This window comes from Prosthecobacter dejongeii, assembly GCF_014203045.1.
Lineage (GTDB): Bacteria > Verrucomicrobiota > Verrucomicrobiia > Verrucomicrobiales > Verrucomicrobiaceae > Prosthecobacter > Prosthecobacter dejongeii.
The window spans coordinates 75,343-100,443 of sequence record NZ_JACHIF010000005.1 but is presented as its reverse complement, the minus strand read 5'-3'; the positions used below and the strand labels follow the sequence as shown (position 1 = coordinate 100,443).

The following is a 25,101-nucleotide window of genomic DNA, read 5'->3' as shown; positions in this document are numbered from 1 at the left end:
AACCAAGTCGTAACGGTCGTTCCCTGAACGATAAATGAACTCTACGAACTTATCCCATAGTTCATGTCCGCCCATCTGAGCCGATGGGATCGCATGAACGTACGGCCATATGTCGAGCAATGGATTTGCCATATCGGTCACATTTCTCATGGGCTCAACAAGCAATGCCACATAAGCCGCTTCGTCGAGCGGATGAGTTTGAAGGGACTTTGGACTCATTTGGGTTAGTTGATTGACTTGCCCTGTATGCCACTCCGAGACTGTCTCAAGCAAGCCAGGAATAACACCCAGGATTGCAGTTGAGTGCCTGCCAGGGCCGCGTAATGCTTGCCCTCCCGCCATGTCTGACCTTTTGCGCCATCCTCTCTGGGAAGCTGATTCCCTGGGATCTCCCCTGCCTGACAACGACTTCGGAGTCAGCGTCTCCCTGCCGCTGTGGAAGCATGTCGTGGGCTATGAAGAGGGGGATCCGGATGTCGTCTCCAAATTCCGCTCCGGATATCCGCGCTTTTGCTGCCCGCCCGCTATCAGCACGCTGTTTGTCCAGGCAGAAAAGGAGATTGGACAGGAGGGGGAGCGCGCCATCGTTTTCCCGCGCCTAGTTCATGCCCAACGCTGCCTGGAGTTCATCGCCCGCGACGGTTTTGCCGGGCGTACCTTGGAATGGCGCGAGCAGAAGTTGGGCGTGGCTCTTTTCCCTGCCGAGGCCTATGTGAAAGCGCGCAAGTTCTGGCGCTTTTGCGGTGAAGTGGTGAGCACCCGACAGGCCGCGCATGTGCTGGGCCAGACGACGAGCAGCACCTCCGCCCAAGCCGGGGCTGCGGCCAGTGCGGCGATCCGTCAGCGGCTGGCTGATCTGGCCGGGCAGCAGCCAGAAGACATCTTTCTTTTCCCCTCAGGCATGGCGGCAAATTATGCGGTGCATCGCATGCTCACCACTCTGCGCCCAGCTAGCCGCACAGTGCAGCTGGACTTTCCCTATGTGGATGTGCTGAAGCTTCAGCAGACCTTCGGCAGTGGAGCCCATTTCCTACCGCTGATTGATGACAGCGAGTATGAACAACTGCGCATCCTCCTGGCGGGCGAACCCCTCGCCGGGCTGTTCTGCGAAGCGCCGAGCAATCCCCTGCTGCGCTGCGTGGACCTGCCGCGCCTGCTGGCCATCCGGGCTGAGACACAGCCGGAAGTTCCTATCATCATTGACGATACGGTTTCCACCTCCGTGCATGCGGATGCCTGCCGCGTGGCTGATGTGGTGACTAGCAGCCTAACCAAAAGCTTTTCCGGTGCGGGAGATGTGCTCGCAGGCAGTGTTATCCTCAATCGTGCCTCCCCACATCACGTAGCCTTTTCCGCTTTTCTGAAAGAACATGCGGACCATGAGCTGTGGTTCGAAGACGCGGTGGCGCTGGAGCAAAACTCGCGCGACTTTGTCCAGCGTGCCGAGACCATGAGCCGCAATGCCCTGGCCCTGGCGGAATACCTGGCCCAGCACCCGAAGGTGGAGCGTGTGTGGCATGCGAAGCAGCAGGGCGGGCCCGGTTATGAATTCGTGAGACGTGAAGGCGGTGGTTACGGCTGCCTGTTCTCCTTTGTACTGAAGGATGCCGCAAACACAAGCGCACCATTTTACGATGCTCTGCGAGTCTGCAAAGGCCCCAGCCTGGGGACCGACTTCACCCTCGTCTGCCCCTACACCCTGCTCGCTCACTATGAGGAACTGGACTGGGCCGAAAGCTGCGGCGTGCCCCGCCATCTCATCCGCGTATCCGCCGGCCTGGAAGACATCGCCGATCTCATCACCCGCTTCGACGAAGCGCTGAACGCCTAACCAAAAGCGCGGAGCGTCCCGGAGTGCGGTGGCAGAGAAGCCGGAGCCGTGAGGCTTCGGCGACACCGCTCTCGTGCGGTATCGGCGCATCCTAAACACTTGCCGAGCCCGAGCGTGCTAATCTTCGAGACTTTCCTCAGCTCGGGCTCCACCTCTTCCCTGCCTCAAAAGCGGTGTCGCCGAGGCCCAGGAGTCCCCTGGCCTCTCTGCCTCCGCACTCCAGGACGCTTCGCGGATTTTGGCCCCTGAATTTGCCGCTAAAAAAACGCAGCACCGTTGCCGATGCTGCGCTGGGGTTTGGGGTTTTTAAAAGATGGAGGTTATTGGACTTCGATCCGGCGAGGCTTGGCGGCTTCCTTGAGGGGGAGCTTCAGCGTCAGCACCCCATTTTCGAGGTTGGCGGTCAGCTTGTCCTCATCCACGGGCGTGTTGAGACGCAGTCGGAGTTGGTAACCGAGGGTGGAGAGCTCGCGATGGAGCGTTTTCCAGCCTTCAGGGGTGGCCGACTGGCGCTCGCCACGGATGGAGAGCACATTATCCTCCAGGTCAATCTTGACACCGCTCTTGGCGACCCCAGGCAGTTCGACACGGACTTCGTAGGCATCGGCATTGCCGATGACGTTGTAGAGGGGTTTTTGCAGGCTCTCTGTCACGCCCACGCTAGGGGCAGATTGAGTGGCGGTGGAGGCAGGGTTGCAGCAGGTAGCGTTCATAAAAAAGATCAGGTCGTTTGTTAAATCGAGGTTGGGTGAAGGAAGGAGGCGGGCTGTGTGCCCGCGCTCCCTGGGGGTTGGGGGTTAGTTGACTTGGATCAGCTTGGGTTTCCTCTCTTCCTGCTTCGGCAGGGTCACGGTGAGGATGCCGTCTTCCATCTTCGCGGCGATGGCATCGGCACGGACGCTTTCCGGAACGGAGATGGAGCGGCTGAGGCTGTAGGATTCCTCCTGCCCTTCGTCCTTCGTTTGGCGCTGGGTGGAGACGGTGAGGAGGCGGTCATGTACCTCCACCTTCACGTCTTCCTTCTTCACACCGGGAAGTTCAAAGCGGGCGTAGTAGTTGTCCTGGTCCTCATAGACATCGGCAGCGAGGCGACCGGCAACGCCGGGCAGAAAGTCACCGAGGAGCTGGCCCACGGCGGGGAAACCAGCAAACGGATGACGCAGCCATTGGTCAAAGTCGGCGACTCGACCGAGATCAAAGGAAGGAGTGTAACGTGCGAGTTTCATAGGTTTGAATGAGTTTGAGTTGATCAAGAATGTCTTGTTAAGACGGTTCTAAAGAAGTGCATCCTCTGTGCCAAAGTGAGGCGCTTGGATTTAATCCACTGGTAATCAACAGACTAAGTGAAATTGACTTTTACGAGACGGCATTCATTAAAGCCATTATGTCACTATTGGAGAAACCTCCTGTCACACTCAATAGCCAAAATGGCGCAGTGCATGGGCATAAAAAACCCCGAGCCAGATCGGCCCGGGGTTTTTCAAATAAACGCGAGGATGAAAGGGGGAAATTACTTCCCTGCGGCCAGAGCAGCGGCTTTTTTCTCGGCCTTGCTCTTCATGCGAATGTTCAGAAACTCCACCATGATGGAGAAGGCCATGGCAAAATAGACGTAGCCTTTCTGGAAGTGAACGTGGAAGCCCTCCGCAATCAGCGTGGTGCCGATGAGCAGGAGGAAAGAAAGTGCCAGCACCTTCACGGTCGGGTGCCTGCTGATGAAGTCACTCACCGTGCCCGCGAACACCATCATGAAGCCGACAGCGATCATCACAGCGATGACCATGACCATGATGTCATCCACCATGCCGACGGCGGTGATGACAGAATCCAGCGAGAAGACGATGTCTAGAATGGCGATCTGGATGAGGATGGAACTCAGGGCTGCGCGGCCTTTGCTGGCGGTGTGGGCCTCTTCGTGGGCACCTTCGATCTTGTGGTGAATTTCCTTGGTGCTCTTCCACAGGAGGAATAGACCACCCAGGATCAGGATGAGGTCCTTACCCGAAATCTGATGGCTGAAAACGGCAAAGAGCGGGTTTTTGAGCTGCATGACCCAAGTAATAGAGAGCAGCAGAAGAATGCGGGTGACCATCGCAAAGGCCAAGCCCAGGAAGCGGGCACGGGCGCGCTCGGCCACAGGTAGCTTATCCACCAGGATGGAAATGAAGACGATGTTATCAATCCCCAGGACGATCTCCATCACCGTCAGAGTGGCGAGCGCGATCCATGCCTCCGGGCTAGAAACCCAAGACATGTCGAAGACATTGACGGCGAGGAGAGGGAGGATATCCATAGGGAGTGAGAGAGTGGGCCGATGCTAGCGCATCTTGTGCCAACGGCAACGCGGGACACACAGATTCCAGACAAAGGCCAAATGTGTAATGACCAGCGAGTTCGCAACCGGGATGCTTTTTGGATTTACGGAAGCGATCTGGCCTGATGAATTTAAAGACCTATGACCGCCGCTGTTTGCCTGGAATGTGGACGCATGAAAACGGGTGCCTGGAAGGCCTGCCCGGTGTGTCGGTTTGTGCCTGAGAGTCTGGAAGATCGGGCGCGGCATCTCATCACGACGGATCATTACTTGAAGCCGGACAAGCTGGAGGCGATTTCGCGCGAGATCCAGGCGGGGCAAAAGCCGCAGTTTGTGGACGAGCAGGTACGGGCGGTGATGGAGCAGTTGGAGCAGATTGATAAAGATCCGCGTGAAAAGCAGCGCATGCAGCGGGTGAAGCTCCAGGTTCGTCTGGTTTTGATCGCTCTCGGTGCGCTCATCCTGTCCGGGATTTGGCTGTGGGTAAACCGAGGCTGATGGGCATTTGAAGATTTGCGATTCCGCGACTGTTCACGTTAGTCTGCGGTCATGAATCGCGATGCCAACCCTGCCCCCACAGAGACCCTGCATGGGCTGGTGGAGCGGGTGGTGTATCACACGGAAGACACGGGCTACTGCATCCTGAAGGTGATCCCCCAGGGGCGGCGGGAGGCCGTGAGCCTCATCGGCAAATCTCCGCGTGTAGTGGCGGGTGAGCAGTTTGAAGCCCAGGGCCGCTGGGAGGCCACGCGGGAGTATGGACAGCAATTTAAGGCGGACACGCTGAAGCTGACGCGGCCAGACTCCAGCGAGGGCATCGAAAAGTACTTGGGCAGCGGTTTGATCGAAGGCATCGGCCCGGCGTATGCGAAGCGGTTGGTGAAAAAATTCGGCAAAGGCATCTTCGAGATCATCGAGAATGAATCCTCAAAACTGGAAGGCGTGGAGGGCATCGGCAAAAAGCGCCGACAGGAGATTCGTGAATCGTGGATGAAGCAGAAGTCTGTGCATAACATCATGCTCTTTCTGCATCAGAACGGCATCAGCTCTTCCCGGGCGCTGCGCATTCACAAGACCTATGGGGAAGAGGCGCTGTCCGTGCTGACGACCAATCCTTATCGCCTCGCCCAGGACATCCACGGCATCGGTTTTAAAACGGCGGATAGCATCGCACATCAAATGGGCGTGGCCAAAGATGCTCCCGAACGTCTGCGTGCAGGTCTGCTGCATGTGCTGGAGACGGCGGCCAGCAGCGGCCACTGCTGCCTGCCAGAAGGACGGGTCATGGAGCAGACGGCGCAGCTTCTGGGCGCGGCAGATTCCTTGTTGCAGCCGGAGGTGGAAACACTCATCACCGCTTCGCAACTGGAGCGCCATGCGCTGAATGGGCAGAGCTTTCTTTATCTGCCCTACCTGCGCGCGGCGGAGCAAAGCATCGCCCGCTCCATCGCCACGCTGGTATCTTTCCCGCCCGCTTACCCTCGAATGGATGTGGAGGCTGCGATGGCGAAGGCTGCCCAGGATACCGGCAAGGTACTGGCCGAAAGCCAACAGCGCGCCGTCAAAGAGGCCCTGAAAAATCGCTGCCTCATCATCACCGGCGGCCCAGGGGTGGGCAAGACGACCATCCTGCGTACCATCCTCACAGTACTGCGAGATCAAAAGGTGAAGATGGTGCTGGCTGCACCGACGGGCCGTGCGGCGAAACGGCTGAATGAGAGCACAGGCCTGGAAGCGAAGACATTGCATCGTTTGTTAGAATATCAGGGTCTGGGAAACTGGGGACGGCACAATGGCCATCCGCTGACGGGCGACCTTTTTGTGGTGGATGAGTGCTCCATGCTGGATGCGCCGCTGATGGCACAGTTCCTCTCGGCCCTGCCCGCAGGGGCGCATCTGCTGCTGGTGGGAGATGCAGACCAGCTCCCCTCCGTGGGCCCGGGCATGGTGCTGAATGACCTCATCTCCAGTGGCAAGGTGCCCTGCGTGCAGCTCACGGAAATCTTCCGCCAGGCTGCCACCAGCCGCATCATCACCAGTGCGCATGAGATCAATCGTGGCTGTGTGCCGGACCTGAAACCGCAGCGGGAGAGCGACTTCTTTTTCTTGGAGACTCAATCGCCGGAAGAAACCCGCGACCTCATTGTGCAACTGGCGCACCAGCGCCTGCCTGCAAAGTATAAGTTTGATCCCATCCAGGACATCCAGGTGCTGACGCCGATGAATCGCCATTGGTTAGGCACGCGCAGCCTCAATGAATCTCTGCAATCGGCCCTCAACCCGGCGCATGAGATGAAGTATGAACTGGAGCGTTTCCAGACCACTTACCGAGTGGGGGACAAGGTCATCCAGACGCACAACAACTACGACAAAGAAGTCTTCAATGGCGACATCGGCCATATCGTCACCATTGAGACCGATCCGCTGAAACTCAGCGTCCGCTTTGAGGGAGATCGCCTAGTGGACTATGAGCCAGGGGAGCTGGATGAGCTGCAACTGGCCTACGCCCTCACCATTCATAAAAGCCAGGGCAGCGAGTTTCCCTGCGTCATCATTCCCGTGAGCACCCAGCATTATGTCTTGCTAGAGCGTAGCCTCATCTACACCGCCGTCACACGGGCGAAAAAGCTGGTGGTGCTGGTGGGGGATCCACGCGCCCTCAGCATGGCCGTGGGCAGGCAGGAAAGCCGGAAACGCTGGACGGGGCTAAAGGAGCTGCTGTGACTACTGGCCGCTGGGCTGGTAGGTGCCGGAGGTGGTGACCTTGCTGAGAAACTCACCCACAAGGAACAAAGATCCAGTGACCAGCACGCGCTCGGGGAATTGGCGAGCGACGTCGTAGGCATCGTCCAGACTGCGGGCCTCCATCGATTCGATGTCGCCTTCGGCATCCGCCATGGCTTCGGCCAGTGCTTCAGAAAGGGTCTCCACGGGCACGGAGCGCGGTGATTGAAAAGGGGTTAGCACCCAGCGTTCCGCGATCTCGGCCAGGGGCCACATCACATCCACCAGATCCTTGCCCGTCGAGCCGCCGAAAATGACAGTGGCTTTTTGCCCGGGGAACTCCGTCTTCCATGTCCAGGCCAGAGCCAGGGCCGCATCGCCATTGTGCGCCCCATCCACCACCACGCGGCCTTCTTCCAACTGATGAAAGCGCCCAGCCCAGTGAACGTTTTGCAGGGCAGATTCCAGCACCACGGCAGGCACACGGATGCCTGCTTCCCGCAGTCCCTCCAGGGCCAGTGAGGCATTCCAGGCCTGGTGCGGCCCCATGAGGCCTAACTTCACGTTCGACAAAGGACCATCCACTAAAGTGAAAGGGGCTTTCAGGGACTTGGCGGTGCGCTCGATCACTTTCAGGGCAGACTCCTCCTGCGGGGCTGAAACCACGGGCACGCCTTGTTTGATGATGCCCGCTTTTTCTCCGGCGATTTTGGCGATCGTATCGCCCAGTTGATCCCGATGATCCAGGCCGATGCGGGTCAGCACACTGACCTCGGGCGTGATGGCATTCGTGGCATCCAGGCGGCCACCCAGGCCCGTCTCTAGCACCACCCATTCATTGCCGCGCAGGCGAAACCAATCCAGCGCCAGGGCCAGAGCGATCTCAAAAAAAGTCGGGTGTGGAGTCCAGTCGGCCACCAGCGTGCGGATCTTCGTCAGGCCAGCCTCCAGTTCCTCATCAGAGATCTCACGCTCTGTATCGCGGATGCGCTCGTTGAAGCGGATCAAATGAGGCGAGGTAAAGAGCCCTGCGGAGATGCCAGACTCCTTTAAAATGGCGTGCATGAAGGCACAGGTGCTGCCCTTGCCATTGGTGCCTGCCACGTGGATGAACTTCATGCCCGCCTGCGGCAATGCCATGGCCTCCAGCAGCTTATGGACATTCTCGAGACCGAGTTTGATGCCGTAAAGTTGCGTGCTGTAGAGCCAATCGAGTGCGGGTGTGGACATGTGAGGATAGAATTTGCTGAAACTGGCCCCGCCTTGTAATCTTGTCCATCATGCAAGTCCTTGAAGCTCCATCAAATGCCGGGCTAAAACTGCCTGGTCTGCCGCGGAGGTTCGTCTTTACGGCAGATGCGTTTCATGAAATGGCCCGCACGGGGCTGCTGGGGGAAAATCATGCGCGGCTGGAACTGCTAAATGGAGAAATCTTTGAGCTTATGCCCATTGGACATAGACATGCGGCCCAAACCAATCGCCTCACCCGAGTGCTCAGTTCTTTTTTGCCTAGTGGGGTCACACTTCAGGAGCAAAACCCGATCCGCATCAGTCGTGTTTCGGAACCTTTGCCTGACATCAGCATTGTTAAGGGCTCGGAACTCGATTTCCTCAAAGCGCCTCCAGGCCCTGAGGAAACGCTTCTGATCGTTGAAGTCGCAGACACCACGTTGAGTCATGACATCGGCGACAAAGCTCGGGTGTATGCCAAGGCTGGCATTCAGGAGTATTGGGTCATTGATCTGGAAAGCAGCCGAATCCGCATGTTTCGCGATCCTGAAGGTGAGGAATTCCGCCAGACCCGCATCGTCGCTCATGGCGATTCCGTGGCTCTAAGCTGTCTCCCGAGTTTAGAATTTCAGGTCGCAGACTTACTGCTCCCGGCCTGAGAACTCATGCCCCAGTACTGCCAGCGCAGAGACCACGGCGGTTTCGGCGCGTAAAATCAAGGGGCCGAGCGTCACGGGGATGAAACCTTGCTGCTGGGCCAGGGCTTCCTCGGCCGGGCTAAAATCTCCCTCAGGACCGATGGCGATGTAGGCCTCGCGGTGACCGCTGGCGATGCCATGCAGGGTGCGGCTGTGCTCGCTGAGGGCGGGCAGGACTTTGAGGCTGTCTGCGGGCAGGCTGGCGATCACTTGGGCAAAGGACCGGGGTTTTTCCAAGCGGGTCACAAAGGGCGTATGGCACTGCTTGGCAGACTCGATCATGTGGCGGCGCCATTTGGCCATCTTTTTGTCCAGATGCTCGCCCGCCAGATGCACCACGGTGCGCTCGGTGACGAGGGGTTGAATGCTCGTCGCACCCAGCTCCACCGCTTTCTCCAGCAGCCACTCGAAGGGCTCGGCCTTGATCATGGCAGGCAGCAGGTGGATGCGATAGGGCAGAGGCGCATGGCGCGTGTCCGAGGTAGGGCACAACTGAACGCTGCTTTTGCTCACCGCCGTGATCGTGGCCTGGGCCACACGGCCTTCGCCATCGAAGACTTCCACCACATCTCCCACCTGCCTACGCAGGACGCGAGCACAGTGGGCGGCCTCGTCCCCGGTTAGGCTAAGGGCCTCTGGCTGCCATTCGGAGGCGGGGAGATAAAAACGACTGAGGGACATGGGCGCACTTTGGCCGGAGATGGCGGCAGGGCAAATGCTGTCACTCCGCCCCTAGCCGGATGGCCACCACCTTTTCCGTATCCCGCGCATACAGGACGCCATTGGCAAAGGCCGCATGGCTGCGGTGGCTGGAGCGCAGGATCTGCACGGTGGCGACTTGATCAAACTTATCTGGAGAGCCTTTGACGATCCATAGCTCACCCTGCTCCGTGACGACGAGGAGCTGATCCCCCACCCGCAGCAGTGTGCCGCCGGGGATGCCCGGAGAGTCCCAGCAGACCTTGCCTGTGGCCACCTCGATGCAGCGCAGCGTCTGCCCTGTTTCCTGGCGGCCATCGAAGCCGTAAAGATGCCCGTCTTTAAAAATGGGTGTGCTGTAGTGGCAGTCCAGCGTCTTTTGCTTTTGCCATACCGCCTCAAACGCAGGCTGCTGAAACGGCGTGATCTTGAAGAGATTCGCCCCCACGCCATAACCTGCCGAGACAAACCACTGGCCTTCGCCGCAGGGGACTGGAGTCGCAGCATTGACGGAGGCCTCCATGCTGGCGCGCAGGGGCAGGGAATCGAGCACAAAACCCGTCTCTGGATTGACTAACCAAAGTTTGTTACGCATCCAGGCCAGCACGGTTTCACCCAGCATCACCGGGGAGGCATAACCAGCTTCATCTTCCACACTGTTCCAGACGAGTTTGCCCGTTTGGGTATCCAGCGCGATGAGGCCCGCTGGTTTGTCGCCCAGGCTGCCACCCGCGGCGATGATGACTTTTCCGGCAACCACCAGAGGAGAGGGTGCACGGCCAAAGAAACCCGGCTGCGAATTCACGGCGGAGGCGGTGTCATAGGCCCACAGTTCCTTGCCCGTCTCCAGATCCAGCGCCGTCACACGCCCCTCTGGACCATGGGTGAAGACCTTCCCCTCAGCCACGGCAGGCACCGCGCGCGGCCCGTTGTCAAAACCGAAGCTGTCCACGTAGTCCGTCACATAGGTGGTGCGCCACAGGGGTTTGCCCGTCTTGGCCTCCACCGCTTCCGTGGTCATGTCGCTGCCTTCGCGGTGAAAGAGGATCACCTTGCCGCCGCTGACGACGGGGCCCGCAAATCCCGCCCCGACCGATTTTTCCCAAAGCTGATCTGGCTCACTCTTGAAGGGACCTTTTAAAGCAGGCTCTTCCGCTGCTGCGATACCCTGGCGCTGAGGCCCGAGAAACTGAGGCCAATCCGCTGCCACCAAGGACGATAGGCTGAGACCGCAAAAAGGAAGAAGGAAAACGAACCGCATGGGATACCATACGCCGCCCGCCCACCGCGCCAGCACAAAGCGTGTCGGGGAAGGTAAATGGCCGATTTGTCCTAAAATTTGTCTGTTAGCCTCTCGGTCAGAGTCGGTACTCTCTCTATCAACCATGAAGATGTCCCTTTTACTGCTGCTGACCTCCGGGCTGACCCTGGGCAGTGCTCATGCCAAGGAATTGGTGGGGGCCTACACCCCGGCCTCCGAGATCTGCCCCACGCCAGAAGAAGCGCGGGCGAAAATGACCGTGCCCGAGGGGTATGAGGTGCGCTGTTTTGCCCATGAACCCATGGTGCAAAATCCTGTGGCCATGACCTGGGATCACCGGGGCCGTCTTTGGGTGGTGGAGGCTTACGAATACCCGAATGGGTCAGAACATCCCGCTCCCTTTGGCGGCGAGGCGAATGATGACCAGTACCATCCTCTGCCTCAGACCAAGGGTGCGATCCCGAGAGATCGCGTCATCATTCTGGAAGACACGGACAACGATGGTGTGGCGGACAAGCGCACGGTTTTTGTCGAGGGACTCAACCTAGCCAGTGCCATCCTGTGCGGGGACGGTGGCATCTATGTGGGCCAGCAGCCGCACCTCATTCATTTTCGTGATGAGGATGGCGATGACAAACCGGAGGCCTGGCGCGTGTGCCTCACGGGCTTTGGCCGTGAAGACACGCATGAGCTGGTGAATAGTTTTACTTGGGGCCCGGACGGCTGGCTTTACATGACCCACGGCGTCTTCACCAACAGCAAGGTGCGCCGCCCCGGGCAGCCGGAAAAGGAGGGCTTTAAATTTGATGCGGGCATTGGCCGAGCGCGGCCCACTTCGCGGGAAAAAGAAAGCGCATGGGAGTTCGAGGTCTTTGCCGATGGCACCAGCAATCCCTGGGGCTGCGACTACGATGCGGCGGGGAATTTTTTCATCAGCGCCTGTGTCATTGATCACTTCTTCCACATGGCCCCCGGTGGCATCTACGTGAGGCAGGGTGGTGCGCCGGAGAATCCTTACTCCTATGAGCTGATCCCCAGCATCGTGAAGCACAAACACTTCCGTGCCGCTTATGCCGGCGTGCAGATTTACCAGGGCGGTGTTTATCCGGCAGACACGCATGGCCATGCCTTCATTGGCAACATCCATGACAACGCCATCCATGAGGAGGTGCTGACCCCCGTGGGTGCTACCTTCAAGTGCGAACCCCGCCGCGACTTCCTGCGCGCCAACGATGGCTGGTTCCGTCCCGTTTCCACCCAGACCGGCCCCGATGGAAACCTGTGGATCATGGACTGGTGCGACAAGTACCCATGCTACCAGAATGCCAAGGCGAACCCTGAAGGCGTGGACCGAGACCGGGGCCGTATTTGGCGTATTGTAGTCTCAGCCGGTTCTGAGCCGCCTAAACGCGGAACTACAAAACAGGAACCCCTGGACCTGAAAAAGCTGACGGTGGAGGAGTTAGTGAAGAACCTGGAACACCCGAATAACTGGATGCGGCGCACTGCCCGAAGGATGCTCGTGGAAAGGCCAGACGAGGCTGCTCAGAGAGAAATGGAAACCTTGTTAGGCCAAACCACTTCCCCAGCCCTCGCTCTCGAAGCTTTGTGGAGCCTCCATCAAACGAATCAGCTTGAGGCTGCGTTCCTCGACCAACTCACTCAACATGCCGCCCCTGCCGTTCGTGCCTGGGTGGCAAGGTTGAGCGGTGAACGTTTCCATGCGGCGGATCTGCATCTGGCGACTGTTTCCGACAGCGATGTTTTAAAGTCGTCCCCAGCCGAGAAAGAGGCTATGGCAGCCCTGACGGTAGATTTACAGCGTCTCGCTAAACTGGAAGCCGATCCAGAGATGAGTGTTCGCTCGGCTGTAGCCACGGCCATGCGGCAGGGGAGTGCGGGGGATCTCACCACCAACCGACCTCTGGCCTCCGCTAACAAACATTGGCGACCTTTGGTGCGGATGCATAACCAGATGGGGAACCTCGTCAAAACTTCCGCCAGCCAACATGATCGCCTTCTGGCTTTGCAAATTTGGATGGTCATCGAGCACGGGCTTGCCACAGATGCTGAAGAGACACTGCTAGGAGTGATGGCCTTGGCTCCAGAAACACAACCTCTCTCCCACATCCTGAGTCACAAAGCCATGCGCCGCCTGTGCGACACGCGGGATGCTAAGAACTTGGATCTTGCTATCGGCTTTTGTCAAAAGATCGCGGCGCATGACACGTTGCTGGCACAGGCACTCGAAGGCCTGGTGAAAGGCCAAGAAGGCGGCATCATCAAACCGACGTTGGATGCCTCCGCCAGTCTCTCTGAATGGCGTAACCATAAGGATGACAAGGTGAAGGCCCAGGCGCAGCAGCTTTCCGTCCTGTGGGGTGACCCCGAAGCGATTGGTCAGGTGGTGCAGACCTTGCTGGACGGCAAGCAGTCTGTCAGCGCGCGTCGAGCCGCCTTGCAGTCCCTGCGCCAGGTCAAAACGGAGGCGGCCAAAGCAGGCTATGCGACGCTGATGAAGAACAAACCGGAGCCTGCCCTCATGATCGAGGCCATGCGCGCGGCGGTGGATCTGGGGGGCGATGCCTTTGCCCAGGATGCCCTGGGTTTATGGAAGGCGCTGAATCCGCAGGAACGCATCGCCACGGCGGAGTCGCTGGCTTCGCGGTCCGTGTGGTCGCGCGCTTTACTGGAGGCCATGGCCGCAGGCACGGTGGCGCGTGGGGATCTGCCCATGACGGTGGCGCGGTCTTTGACGAACCATTCAGACCCGAAGATCAAAGCCCGAGCGGGAGAAGTCATCGGCGTGTGGAAAGACTCCTCCGAGGATGTCAAAGCCCTCATTGCCGCGAAGAAAAAAGCCGCTCTGACGGGCGAGCCAAACCTGGCCGATGGTAAGCTGATGTTCCAGGCCACCTGCATGGTCTGCCATGAGTTCCACGGCGGAGGTCAAAAGGTGGGGCCAGACCTCATCGGCAGCGGACGCAGCAACCTGGACGCGCTTTTGGCCAACGTCATTGATCCCAACCAGATCATCGGCAACGGCTATGAAAACATCATCGTGGCGACGAAGGATGGCCGCACCCTCGCCGGACGTATGGTAGAGGATACGCCCAGCCATGTGAAACTCCTGGGCGCAGGTGGGGCCGCGCAGATCGTATCGCGGGATCAGGTGGCCAGCCTGACGAATACGAAGCAGAGCCTCATGCCCATGGGTTTTGGGGCGCTGCCGGATGAGATGTTCCGCGACATGATCTGGTACATCCTAGCACCACCCGAGGAGGGGCCGCTGACGAAAGAGAAAAAAGACCTGCTCACTCGCGGGGTCGAGGCCGCCCCGGCCACCCCAGGCAAGCCCAAGACCAACTGGCGAGCCATTGACTGGGAAAGCGTGAGTTTGTGGAACCCCGACTGGAAGGTGGACGCGCCCGATTTCGAGCGCACGCCAGTGAAACTGGCGGACTACTACGGCCGCAGCAATGTCCTCATGTTTCACCCCTTTGAGGACCGCAAGAAACCCGCCAGTTTCGAGCGCACGCTTACCCCCTCACCGGGAAAAAAACGCTTACGCTTTGCCGTGGCGGCGGATGATCGGGGCGACTGGAAACTCATCGTCCGCGTCAATGGCCAGATCGTCCAAGAAATGACCGTGGGCCATGACAAACCCCGGTGGAAGGAGGTGGCGGTGGATCTCAGTGCCCATGTGGGGAAAAAAATCACCGTGAAGCTGGAGGCCCAGGCCACTGACTGGCACTTCGAATTCGCCTACTGGCACGAAATCAAGCTGGGGAACTGATTTTTCGAACAAGATGGAGCAGAAACGCGTCCATTGACGGCTCAAGAGCGGTAGAAAAGACGTATTTCGGAAAACTTCCGCCTGCGGGCTTGACTTCCCGCTCGCTAGTTGCTTCAACAGTTGTCCGATTAAATCATCATGCCTGCCTTTCTCCGAGCTCACGACAAAGGAGTGGAGTACTCACTCGAGGACTTCACTCTCCTGGGCCGTAGCCCCGATGCCACCATTCGGCTGACGGATGCAGGCGTTTCCCGGCAGCACGCCACCATTCGCCGGGATGGGAACCTTTTTTGGGTCTCAGACCTCGGCAGTGCCAATGGCAGCTTCGTCAATGACGTGGCCGTGACAACAGCCCGGGCGTTGCGCCATGGGGATCGTATCCAACTGGGCACCTGTGTTTTCATCTTTGAAACGGACGAGGGAGAGCATTCCCAAAACACCGGCAGCGGCACCCAGATGCTGCACACCATCGCCCTGCCCATGCGCACGGTGAAGGCGACTCTTTTGGTGGGAGACCTGCGTAATTTCACCAACATCTCGGCCCAGCTCAGTGCGGAGCAGGTAGCCACGATGTTGCGGGAATGGTATGCGGACTGTGAGCGCATCCTAAAACCCCGTGGGGCGATCATTGATAAATTCATCGGCGATGGCGTCTTTGCCTACTGGGTGGGAGACAGTGATGAGATGCGCAGTCAGGCCACCGAGGCCGCGCGCCTGCTGAGTAGCCCTGAGGCTAGCGAATCCCCCGTGCGTAAAATGATGCGCGATGAGATGAACATGGAAGTCTATTGCCACGTGGGCCTGAATATCGGCGATGTGGCCCTGGGTGCCATGGGCCGTGGAGTGAATACCGCTGTGGGGGAAGCCGTGAACGTGACCTTCCGCATTGAGAGTCTCACCCGCAAGCTCCAGGTCCCGGTCCTGGCTGGTTCTTCCTTTGTGGAAGGCTGGTCCGATGGCACCAAAGAGTACAAAAACGTGGGCATCCACGCCGTCAAAGGCCAGCCTGAGCCCGTGGAAGTGTACGCCCTGGTGGAAAGCAATCCGGTGCTGTCCTGAGCCCCGGCTCAATCCGGGAGGAGTCGCAAATCATGACCCCCACCCCCGAATTCCGCCAGCATCTGCGACTGGCACCGGCGCTGCCTAAGATCATGTTCCAGCGGTGGGAGCAGCTCCTTTTCCTGCATTGGAAAATGGATCCCGCGCTGATCCAGAAGACCCTGCCAGAGGGGCTGACGGTGGATACCTTCGATGGCCACGCCTGGGTGGCGGTGGTGCCTTTTTTCATGCGCGGCATTCGTCCGCGTTTCCTCCCCGCAGTGCCGGGCATCAGCGATTTTTTAGAGCTGAATCTCCGCACCTATGTGCACGATGCCCGGGGGCGGCCAGGAGTGTGGTTTTACTCACTGGATTGCAATCAAGCCCTGGCCGTGTGGATCGCCCGTACCTTTTTCCACCTGCCTTATCAGCGGGCGCGAATGAGCCAGCAGGTGAGCCCGGATGGCGGCGTGACCTACACGTCCCAGCGGCTGGGAGAGGACCACACCGCGACCTTTCGCTATCGTCTGGCTCAGGAGACCCGCGAGGCCGAACCTGGGAGCCTGGATTTCTTCCTGACGGAGCGTTACCTGCTGTTTTCCCAGACGCCCAGCGGCCTGCGTCTCGGCCGGGTGCATCACCGCCCCTATCCCCTCTCAGAGGTGACCCTGGCGGCGTGGGACGCACAACTCTTCGCCCTCAATGGCCTGCCCGTGCCTGCCACGCCGCCAGACCACATCATCGGCTCTGCCGGGGTGGATGTGAGCATTTACCCGCTGCAAAGCATTGCATGAAGGGTTGCAAGATTTAGGCTGGGCCTGGGTTTCCTCTATCACCATGCAAGACCGCCGCTCCTTTCTGAAAAATGCCGCCCTCATCGGCGGTTCCCTCGCCCTCAGCAGCACCCCAGCCCTGGCGGCCAAGGCGCGACCCAACAAGCTCTGCTTTTTCACCAAGCACCTCCAGGGCCTGTCCTATGACGACATCGCCAGCCTGGCAGCAGAAATGGGCATGGACGGCATCGAGGCCCCCATCCGCCCGAAAGGTCACGTGGAGCCCGAGGCCATCGAGACCGAGCTGCCGAAGTTCGTCGAGGCCCTGAAAAAACAAGGGCTGGAACTCACCATCATGACCTCTGGGATCAATGAGGTGAGTGCCGAACAGCACACGGAAAAAGTCCTGCGCACCGCCGCCGCTCTGGGCGTGAAGCGCTACCGCATGAATTACTTCAAGTACGATCTCACCCAGCCCATCTGGCCGCAGCTCCAGGAGATCAAACCGAAGATCAAGGACCTCGTCCAGCTCAGCTCTGAACTGGGCATCCAGCCGCTGTTTCAAAACCACTCTGGCAAGGACTACGTGGCCGCGCCCATCTGGGACATGTACTCCATCATGCGCGAGTACACGCCGGCGCAGTTCGCCTTCGTGTTTGATATCTTCCACGCCACCCTTGAGGGCGGTTACTCCTGGCCGATGAATGCCAAACTCACCGAAGGGCATTGGGGCGGCGTTTATTTCAAGGACTTCCAATGGCAGGGCCGCAAGGCCGAAGGCTGCCCGCTGGGCCAGGGGCAGGTGAGCCCAGACTTTGCCAAAATGGTCGTCAAAAACGGCTACTCCGGCCCCATCTCCCTGCACGTGGAGTACCTGAAAGGCGATGCCAAAAACCCTGCTGTGCTCAAGGAATTCCGCGAGGCCCACCTGCGCGACCTGAAGGTGCTGAAAGAGTGGATGGGGTGGAGCTGATCGCCTGCCCAGCTATGCGCGGAGGTTGCGCAACGGAATGCGTTGAGCCATAGGAGGCTCGACGCATGGGCAAATCCAGGAAACCGAAGAACCAAACGCTCCAACTCATCAGCCACTGGCTGGTGTATGCGCTGTTTCGCTGCATCGAAGGCCTGCTGTGGCTGCTGCCGGTGGAGATGGTGTGGTACCTGGGGCGCATCCTGGGCACCATCGGCTTTTACGTTTCGCCGAAGTATCGAAACTTGGCCAAGCACAACCTGCGCATCGCCTTTGGCCGGGAGAAAAAGGAGCACTGGATCCACCACACAGCCAAGGCCCACTTTCAGTCCCTGATCTCCAATGTTCTTTGCGGCTTTAAGCTGCCGATGATGGCCCAGGCCGAGGTGGAAAAGCGCGTGACGGTGGAGGGCATCCACCACACGCATGAGGCCATGGCAGTGGGTAAGCCCATCCTCTATCTCGTCTGCCACCTGAGCTGCTGGGAGATCCTCACCCAGGTGCCCTCCCTGTTTGTCTTCGGTCGCCAGCCCGCCACCGTTTACCAGCCGCTGCGGAACCCGTTTTTGAATGCCCTGCTCATCCGTCGTCGTCGCAAGCTGGGTTACACGCTTTTCGACCGTCAGGATGGCTTCACCGGCCCCATGAAACACATGAAGGAAGGCGGCTGCCTGGGTGTGCTGGTGGATCAGCACGCGGGCGACCACGGCGTGTGGGCACCGTTTTTTGATCGCCTGGCCTCCACCACCCCCATCGCAGCCATGATGGCCCACCGCGCACGTGGCGTGCTGATGCCCCTAGCCATCTACGATGACGGCCCGGGTCGCTGGCGCATGGTGTGCAGCGCCCCGGTCGTCTCCCCTGAGGCCAAACAGACCGTAGAAGGCCTGACCACAGAGATGAATCACCGGGTGGAGGAGATGGTGCGCCGACAGCCCGAAAACTGGTTTTGGGTGCACAACCGCTGGAAGCTGCCGAAACCCCGCTTCCTACTGCACGACTACAAACGCGGCATCGCCCTTCCTGCCGGGTATGATCCCGCCCGTTTGCAGCCCTTTGAGCTTCTGGTGCGGTCGCCCAACTGGCTGGGCGATGCCTGCATGGCCTTCCCGGCGGTGCGCGCCATGAAGGCGGGCCGTCCCGACCTGAAGCTGACCGTCTTTGGCCCGGAAAAACTGCGCGAGCTGTGGGAATCCCAGCCTGAAGTGGACCGCTACATCGGCAAAGACAACAAGGAAGGCCTCTTCAGCGTGGCCTGCCGCATCAAAAAGACCGGTGTCCGTTTTGATGCTGCCATTCTGCTGACAAATTCCACCCGCAGCACCCTGGAGTTTTGGCTCGCTGGCATCCCACGGCTGGTCGGCTACAAAGGTTCCCTGCGCTCCCGCCTGCTGACCCAGATCATCAAAGAGCCGAAGAAAGTCGAAGGCCCACCCATGCACCACACGCTGCGTTACCTGCACGTGGCGCGCAGTTGCGGGGCGCAGACGGAAGGGTGGGATGCCACCCTGCCCGTGAACACGGTGCCCGCAGGCAGCCCCCTGCGCGTCGGCATCTGTGCAGGCGCCGAGTACGGTCAGGCGAAACGCTGGCCCATGGATCGCTACGCGGCAGTGATGAAACAGGTGTCTGCGGGCCATCCGCAGATCGAGTGGGCCTTCTTCGGTGCTCCGGGTGAAGCGGCCATGGGGGAGCAGCTTTCTCAAATGGTCGGCCCGGAGGTTCCTCACGTGAATCTGGTGGGGAAAACCAAGCTGTCCGGCCTCATCGAGCAACTGCGCACCTGCACTCTCCTGGTCACCAATGACACCGGCACCATGCACCTCGCCGCTGCCCTGGGTGTGCCCACGGTGAGCATCTTTGGTTCCACGGAACCTGTGCTCACCGGTCCCCTGGGACCCCAGCACACCGTCATCCGCCACCACGTGCCATGCAGCCCCTGCTTTAAACGCGAGTGCCCCTATGGCCACTATGACTGCATGACCCTCGTCACCCCCGCGCGGGTCGCCGCAGCGGTGGAAGACAGGCTTGCCTCATCCCGGGTTTCAAAGTAAACGTTGGTTCATGTCCACCGTCGTTTCCAAAGCACGCTCCAAGGGGGCTACCGCTGCGAAGATCAACGGACGGATGATCACTTCCGAAGAATTTCTGGACTGGCTAGAGCCTGGCACTCTAGCTGATTTGATTGGAGGCCAAGTTTTTATGCATTCGCCTGTCAATTTGCGTCACGCCAGTCTGGTGAATTTTTTAGACCGTCTCCTGGCGGCATATTTGGAAGAAGCCGATGTAGGCGGAGTTCTTCATCGAGAAACCGTCGCTGTGCGCTTAAGTGCGCGAGAAACCTTCATGCCGGACCTGGGATATTTCACCGCGTCTCAGGTTTCTCGCATGGGTAGCACGCATGCCGCCTTTGCTCCCTTGTTTGTGGTGGAAGCCCTATCCCCCTCCACCGCGAAACGAGATTTGGGCATGAAATTTGCCGCTTATGAGCTGCATGACGTTCAAGAATATTGGGTACTGGACCCAGACAAACTGGCGCACCGATTCTTCCGCCGTGCTGGGGATCTGCTGGAGGAATTCGCGCTCGATTCGGACAAGATCAGCAGCACCAGCATCGCTGGATTTTGGGTCAAACGAACTTGGTTGGATCCCGATAAAATCCCCAAAGTGAGCGCCTGTCTCAAAGAGATTCTGCGAAGTTCCAAGCGGCATTGAAGAGGCCTGGCCTTTTGCCAAAAAGGACCTGCCTCTACATCCGCCTCTGCCCTTGCCTCCGGGCTGATCCTCGCCATCTCTGAGAGCCGCACGCATGACCTGGCTCTACCCACTTCTCAAAAAGCTCCGCGCAGTCGCCCATCGGGTACGCACGTGGCCGTTTCTGGGGCGGTCGGCCTTTTCCCTGGCGCTGCTGGTCATGATCCTCCTGGCCACCCAGGGACATCACCTGGATCACCCGCCTGAAGTCGCCGGGTATGACATTCAAAAGGGCAAGCTCATCGCCCAGCAAGGGGTGGGGCCTGCCGGGCCGGTGCTGAAGACCGTGAGCCTGCTGCTGCCCTACCTGGATAGCTGGATGCTGGTGGGCGGTGCGGTGTATCTTTTCATCCTCCTGCGCCAGTGGGGAAACCCGCCCAAGCTGGTCTTCCCCACCTGGGTAGCCTCCATCTCCGTGGCCGCATGGGCCATCGGTTCAGACATCGCCCATCAACTCGGGGCCATGCAGATGACCGAAATGGGCGAGCCCCTGGCCATGACGGCCTACTGGATGAAGATGGTGATGATCTACGTGGCCTGCATCTGCGTGCCGCTGCTCATTCACTACTACGTCCGCAGTGGGGCGCTGGAGCGCTACACCCTGCGCACCTTTTTGGCCCCCTTAGTCTTCTGTTTTGTCGCCTTCTGCTCCCTGTGGATCATCATGGATCTGCTGGATAACTTGAAGGAATTCCAGGATGCCAAATCAGGCCCTGGACGCGTGGTGAAGTTCTATTTCAGCATCGTACCTTTCATCTTTGTTTCGGTCATGCCCGCCTCCCTGCTGCTGGCAGTGCTTTATACGCTGACCAAAATGTCCCGCGCCAATGAGATCGTGGCCATGCTCAGCGCCGGGCGCAGTGTGATGCAGATCTTGCAGCCCATCTTTGTCGTCGTCATCACCGTGGCCACCATGAGCCTGGCCGCCAACTACCACTGGGCCCCCCGTGCTGAGGGCAACCGCGAGGCCGTGATGCGCGCCCTGGGGGCCAAGCAAAAAGACTCCATCATGGCCTCCTCCGTCCTGCACCGAGATCCCGTGACCGACCGCGTCTGGTATGTCTCCTCCCTGCCATTCTCTCTCCGGGGTGAAAGCCTGCGCGGCGTGCAGGTGCGTGAGATGGACAAAGACGGCAAAGTCGCCCACGTCATCCATGCAGATTCCGCCATGTGGTGGCCCGGCGGCCTCTGGCGCTTTTACGATGGCAAAGAAGTCTTCTACGCCGATGACAAACCGAAGGAGATCAAACCCTTCCCCACCGATGCCGAAGGCCGCCAGTCACTGGAGGTGAAGAACTTTGAAGAAACGCCCTGGGGCATGATGAGCTACGCCCTCCAGCCTGACTACATGGGCGTGCCGGAAATCGTCTCCTACCTGAAAGCTCACCCGAAAGATAGCCCCGAGCGCCTAGCCCCCTTTCAGGCGCATTATTTCCATCGGTTTGCCCTACCTTGGCAGAGCTTTGCCCTGGCCCTGGTCGCCGCACCGTTGGGCATCGCCTACTCCCGCCGTGGGGCCGTGGGCGGCATCGCCGGTTCCATCTTCATCTTCTTCGCCATCCTCTTCCTGAATAACCTCTGCCTGAACCTGGGCAAAGGCGGGCATCTCCCGCCCTGGTTCAGCCCCTGGATTCCCCACCTCTTGTTCGGCATCCTCGGCACCGTGCTGCTGCATTATCGCTCGCAAAATAAGGATCTGCCCAAGATCTCCCTCCGCCTCTTTTCCAAGCGCAAAGCCCAGGTGGCCCGACCTCGCAATCGCACCGCTACTTAACCCAGTCCTCCGCTCCTGAGATGATCCAGAACTGGTCCATTCGTTCACGCTCCCATCAATGTGCCCTCTCCGGGCGTGCTTTTGTGGAAGGGGAAGTCTTCCACACCGCCATCTACTTTGACCCCGAAACCGGCGGCTACCTGCGCCGGGATGTGGGCCTGGATTCCTGGAAAGCTGAGCTGGCCGAGCGCACTCCCATCGCCTACTGGCGCACCACTTACACCCCCCAGGTCACTGAGCAGCGGCCCGAGGTCACCAGCAAGGAAAGCGCCATGGCCCTCCTGCAGCGCTTTGTGGAGGAAGACGAACCCCAGACTGAAGACGCCCGCTATATCCTGGCCCTGATGCTGGAGCGTAAACGCATCCTCAGCCCCACTGCCTCCAAGGAGACCGAGCAGGGCAAGATGCTCTTTTACGAAAACAAAAAGACCAGTGAGGTCTTCATGATCCGCGATCCTGAACTGCGCCTGGATGAACTGGCCCAGATGCAGGATGAAGTGGCCATGCTCCTAGGCTTCGGCGGCCCTGCCGCAGAGGCCGCGAAAGTCGCGGGCATGAAATTCACCCCAGAGGGCAAACTGGAAACAGCCGAGGCAAACGCGCCCGCAGAAGCCACGCCCGAACCTGCACCAGCCGAAGAAGCCCCCACCGCTGAAACGGAAACTACCGACAATGAAGACACCGCCGCAGCCCCCCATGCAGAGTCCTCGGAGGATGAGGATGTGGCGGAGGATGAAGTGAAGTCATAAAGGACACACTCGCCGGAGCCATCGCGAATAACCAAAAGTATTTTTGCAACGCTGACGGTTAGGACCGTAGGGCATGGTGAACCTCTTCACCCTCCGAATGCGCTGACTCAAGCGTTTGAAAAGTGCCGTAATCTCACGGATTCACCGCACCCGTGGTTCCCACACTGTCCCCTTCCCCGGCCTTTAGCCCAGTCACCAGACGCTGGATGCCATTGCGTGCAAATTCACTCGGCGGATAGAGACGACGGGCCTTGAGATACCAGGCGATGGCGGAGCCGCTCTGCTTCCGCTGCTCATGCTGCTTGGCCTTCTCGATGGCGCTGACAAACTCACTCGCCTTCACGCTGAGTTCTGAGCGCATCTTAGTGATCTCCGGATCATCCGGGAACTGCTCATACTCACGCTCGATCGCCTCCCAGGCGCCGAAGCTGTTGCCATTGCGCGCAGCCTCACCAGCGGCATGGACCACCATGTTCACACGGTTCATGTCCGTGAGCACTTTTTTGAGCTGCTCCTGCCGCACCGGATCATTGATGGCGGAGGCAAGGAAACGCCCCTGATCATTGAACACCTGACGGAAATTTCTCTGACTGAGCAGGCGATCCAGATCCAGCAGGGCCTGGGCCTGCACATCACTGTTTTGGCCGATCATGTTGGAAACTTCGCGCAGCTTCGGGTTCGTCGGCCAGATCTCCGCCGCGCCTTTCAGCTCAGCCGCCACACCAGTCTGGTCCCCCTTCACCGCCGCCGCCCGCGCTGCCGTGAGACGCATGTCACTCAGCGTGCGCGCCGTTTCGATCGCGGCCAAAGGTTTGGAAAAATCAAAGTCACGGGAAGACAGCCGCATCTTTTTCACCAGCTCTTCAGCGAGGCCAAAGTCACGCATCTCCAGCGAGTTGATGAGCTGATTGCCATCCCGCACATAGTCCAGCACCTTCAGCTTCGTGACCATGGGCAGGCGGCGGATGCGCGGCAGGTATTCGCCGATGGCATAGGCCTCCATCAGGCGCTTGCTCGCACTGTCATAGTCCTGGCGCAGCACCAGTTGCTCAAAAGCCACCACCGCTTCATCCACCCCGCGGATGGCCTCGGCGGCAAAGCCATCAATCAAACTCACCGTAGGCGGCACGCCCATGCTGGCGGAAAACATCTTCTTCAGATCGGAGTTATCATCCAGTTGCAGCACACTGTCGCCATCGCGGAACATGTGCGGATAAAGGCGACAAGCGATGATGGCGTGCTCAAACCGGCGCTGCATGAAAAGCTGCACCATCAGGGCCTGGAACTGCGTCTTGCTGGTCACTTCAGAAAGACCAATGGCCGTCTCATTCAGCTTCATCCGACCTTCGATCTCGGCGATGCTTTTGATGTAGCCCGATACGCGGCCCAAGGTCATCGAGGTGTTTTGCTGCTGCTGCACCGCTTGCTGGCGATTGTTTGCCGTGCCCTTGGTGGACCCACCTGCGGTGGAGGGGGCCAGCGGGGCGCTGTTCATGCCCTGCTCCGTGTTCCATTCCAGGTCCCGGCGGCGCTTCACCATGGCCTCATTCGCCTGGCGCAGATTCGTCACTTTACGTTGGGCCAGCCACACATCCCACACACCATTGGCGATGGTATTGCAAAGCCCGCCATCAATCTGGAAAGCACCCGCTTCTGGCAAAAGGGCAAAGGCTTTGGAAACATCAGGGCCCCCGGCACGCGTGGGTGCCAGCAGCAGCGTGATTTGCGCCATCAGGTCACGGTAGGCTTGGTCATCGGCACTGTTAGCTTCGGGGGTGGCCAGGTAGATCTCGAACTTCGCCCGCGCGATGCGGTTGTTGTTCATGTTCCACATCTTGCCATCCCAGCTCACCGTTTCACTGCCGCCATCCACATGCGGCAGCAGACCACCAAAGATGGAGCTCTGCCCGCCCCCACCAGATGAAGAGGAAGCCGCCGGGGCAGGCGAACTGGCAGGGGCAGCCTGAGGTGCTGGCGCTGCCCCTGGGGAGGGGAGAACCTGGGCAACTAACCATGCGGGGACACAACAGGCCGCAGTCAAAATCAGCTTCTTCATAAAGGCATCAGGCTTTCAGCAGTTCCAAAACTTCCAGGATTCCGGTTTCCAAAACCCGGACCTTAAACACATACCGCTGCCCCCTCTGGATGTTCGTCTCCAGATTCGCAGGCACCCACACAGGCAAAAAGGAACCCGCCTCAGAAACCTGCACGCTGAACAGGCGGCCATCCATGGCACGCCAGTTGTCCAGGCGATCATCCACCGTCCCCTCGATGCGGTAAGTGTTCCCGCTCAGGGCGGTGGAGCTTTCCAGATACTCCTCCGTGCTCAACGCCGTGATACCCGTCATGGGGTCCGTCGTACGATTCAGCATCACATACCCCAGGCCGATCAAGGCCCCTAACAAGAGCAGCAGACCGACAAGATGAATGGGTTTGAGTCCTGATTGAGCGCGGCGTGCCATAAAAATTTGTTCAGAAGTCTAACGGAGG

The 25,101-nt window shown here is 59.3% G+C and carries 20 protein-coding genes; 12 read left to right on the top strand and 8 right to left on the bottom strand.

The window, feature by feature from the left end; genetic code table 11:
• Positions 1-340: 340 nt before the first annotated feature.
• Positions 341-1,831, top strand: a complete 1,491-nt coding sequence (locus HNQ64_RS13030; protein ID WP_184209251.1) for a PLP-dependent transferase — start codon at positions 341-343, stop codon at positions 1,829-1,831.
• Between the two features lie 320 nt (positions 1,832-2,151).
• Here the strand turns inward: HNQ64_RS13030 and HNQ64_RS13025 are convergent, their stop codons facing one another.
• From HNQ64_RS13025 to HNQ64_RS13015, 3 genes are all read right to left on the bottom strand, one after another.
• Positions 2,152-2,544, bottom strand: a complete 393-nt coding sequence (locus HNQ64_RS13025; protein ID WP_184209249.1) for an Hsp20/alpha crystallin family protein — start codon at positions 2,542-2,544, stop codon at positions 2,152-2,154.
• An 84-nt stretch (positions 2,545-2,628) separates the two neighbouring features.
• On the bottom strand, positions 2,629-3,057 hold the full coding sequence (locus tag HNQ64_RS13020; protein WP_184209247.1) for an Hsp20/alpha crystallin family protein: 429 nt from the start codon (positions 3,055-3,057) through the stop codon (positions 2,629-2,631).
• Between the two features lie 284 nt (positions 3,058-3,341).
• Positions 3,342-4,085 (bottom strand): TerC family protein, encoded by a 744-nt coding sequence (locus HNQ64_RS13015; protein WP_184209763.1) that lies wholly within the window; start codon positions 4,083-4,085, stop codon positions 3,342-3,344.
• A 201-nt stretch (positions 4,086-4,286) separates the two neighbouring features.
• Here HNQ64_RS13015 and HNQ64_RS13010 point away from each other — a divergent pair, with 201 nt between their 5' ends.
• Positions 4,287-4,643 carry a hypothetical protein gene (locus HNQ64_RS13010; RefSeq protein WP_184209245.1) on the top strand — a complete coding sequence of 119 codons (357 nt, stop codon included), beginning with the start codon at positions 4,287-4,289 and terminating at the stop codon, positions 4,641-4,643.
• Between the two features lie 51 nt (positions 4,644-4,694).
• Positions 4,695-6,869 (top strand): SF1B family DNA helicase RecD2, encoded by a 2,175-nt coding sequence (gene recD2, locus HNQ64_RS13005; protein WP_184209243.1) that lies wholly within the window; start codon positions 4,695-4,697, stop codon positions 6,867-6,869.
• Here the strand turns inward: recD2 and HNQ64_RS13000 are convergent, their stop codons facing one another.
• Positions 6,870-8,099: a bifunctional folylpolyglutamate synthase/dihydrofolate synthase gene (locus tag HNQ64_RS13000; protein WP_184209241.1), complete on the bottom strand. Its 1,230-nt coding sequence runs from the start codon at positions 8,097-8,099 to the stop codon at positions 6,870-6,872. It lies immediately after the preceding gene.
• 50 nt (positions 8,100-8,149) lie between these two features.
• On the opposite strand from HNQ64_RS13000, the gene HNQ64_RS12995 reads away from it, so the two are divergent.
• Positions 8,150-8,758: a Uma2 family endonuclease gene (locus tag HNQ64_RS12995; protein ID WP_184209239.1), complete on the top strand. Its 609-nt coding sequence runs from the start codon at positions 8,150-8,152 to the stop codon at positions 8,756-8,758.
• On the opposite strand, the gene HNQ64_RS12990 is transcribed toward HNQ64_RS12995, so the two are convergent.
• Positions 8,741-9,478 carry a 16S rRNA (uracil(1498)-N(3))-methyltransferase gene (locus HNQ64_RS12990; RefSeq protein ID WP_184209237.1) on the bottom strand — a complete coding sequence of 246 codons (738 nt, stop codon included), beginning with the start codon at positions 9,476-9,478 and terminating at the stop codon, positions 8,741-8,743. The genes HNQ64_RS12995 and HNQ64_RS12990 overlap by 18 nt on opposite strands.
• Before the next feature lie 40 nt (positions 9,479-9,518).
• On the bottom strand, positions 9,519-10,757 hold the full coding sequence (locus HNQ64_RS12985; protein WP_184209235.1) for a PQQ-binding-like beta-propeller repeat protein: 1,239 nt from the start codon (positions 10,755-10,757) through the stop codon (positions 9,519-9,521).
• A gap of 124 nt (positions 10,758-10,881) precedes the next feature.
• On the opposite strand from HNQ64_RS12985, the gene HNQ64_RS12980 reads away from it, so the two are divergent.
• The 8 genes from HNQ64_RS12980 (at position 10,882) to HNQ64_RS12945 (ending at position 22,611) form a co-directional block, all read left to right on the top strand.
• Positions 10,882-14,553, top strand: a complete 3,672-nt coding sequence (locus HNQ64_RS12980) for a PVC-type heme-binding CxxCH protein (RefSeq protein ID WP_221305442.1) — start codon at positions 10,882-10,884, stop codon at positions 14,551-14,553.
• A gap of 138 nt (positions 14,554-14,691) precedes the next feature.
• On the top strand, positions 14,692-15,612 hold the full coding sequence (locus tag HNQ64_RS12975) for an adenylate/guanylate cyclase domain-containing protein (protein WP_184209231.1): 921 nt from the start codon (positions 14,692-14,694) through the stop codon (positions 15,610-15,612).
• Positions 15,613-15,644: 32 nt separating this feature from the next.
• Positions 15,645-16,385, top strand: a complete 741-nt coding sequence (locus tag HNQ64_RS12970) for a YqjF family protein (RefSeq protein WP_184209228.1) — start codon at positions 15,645-15,647, stop codon at positions 16,383-16,385.
• A gap of 43 nt (positions 16,386-16,428) precedes the next feature.
• Entirely contained in the window at positions 16,429-17,337 is a 909-nt protein-coding gene (locus HNQ64_RS12965) for a sugar phosphate isomerase/epimerase family protein (RefSeq protein WP_184209761.1), read from the top strand.
• A 65-nt stretch (positions 17,338-17,402) separates the two neighbouring features.
• Entirely contained in the window at positions 17,403-19,388 is a 1,986-nt protein-coding gene (gene waaF / locus HNQ64_RS12960) for a lipopolysaccharide heptosyltransferase II (RefSeq protein WP_184209226.1), read from the top strand.
• Between the two features lie 10 nt (positions 19,389-19,398).
• Positions 19,399-20,049, top strand: coding sequence for a Uma2 family endonuclease (locus HNQ64_RS12955; protein ID WP_184209224.1), 651 nt, complete (start codon positions 19,399-19,401; stop codon positions 20,047-20,049).
• A gap of 94 nt (positions 20,050-20,143) precedes the next feature.
• Positions 20,144-21,862: an LptF/LptG family permease gene (locus tag HNQ64_RS12950; RefSeq protein ID WP_184209222.1), complete on the top strand. Its 1,719-nt coding sequence runs from the start codon at positions 20,144-20,146 to the stop codon at positions 21,860-21,862.
• A 20-nt stretch (positions 21,863-21,882) separates the two neighbouring features.
• Positions 21,883-22,611, top strand: a complete 729-nt coding sequence (locus HNQ64_RS12945) for a hypothetical protein (RefSeq protein WP_184209220.1) — start codon at positions 21,883-21,885, stop codon at positions 22,609-22,611.
• A gap of 133 nt (positions 22,612-22,744) precedes the next feature.
• Here HNQ64_RS12945 and HNQ64_RS12940 read toward each other — a convergent pair whose 3' ends face one another.
• Both HNQ64_RS12940 and HNQ64_RS12935 read right to left on the bottom strand, forming a co-directional pair.
• On the bottom strand, positions 22,745-24,667 hold the full coding sequence (locus HNQ64_RS12940) for a hypothetical protein (RefSeq protein ID WP_184209218.1): 1,923 nt from the start codon (positions 24,665-24,667) through the stop codon (positions 22,745-22,747).
• A gap of 7 nt (positions 24,668-24,674) precedes the next feature.
• Positions 24,675-25,073 carry a hypothetical protein gene (locus HNQ64_RS12935; RefSeq protein ID WP_184209216.1) on the bottom strand — a complete coding sequence of 133 codons (399 nt, stop codon included), beginning with the start codon at positions 25,071-25,073 and terminating at the stop codon, positions 24,675-24,677.
• Positions 25,074-25,101 lie beyond the last annotated feature (28 nt).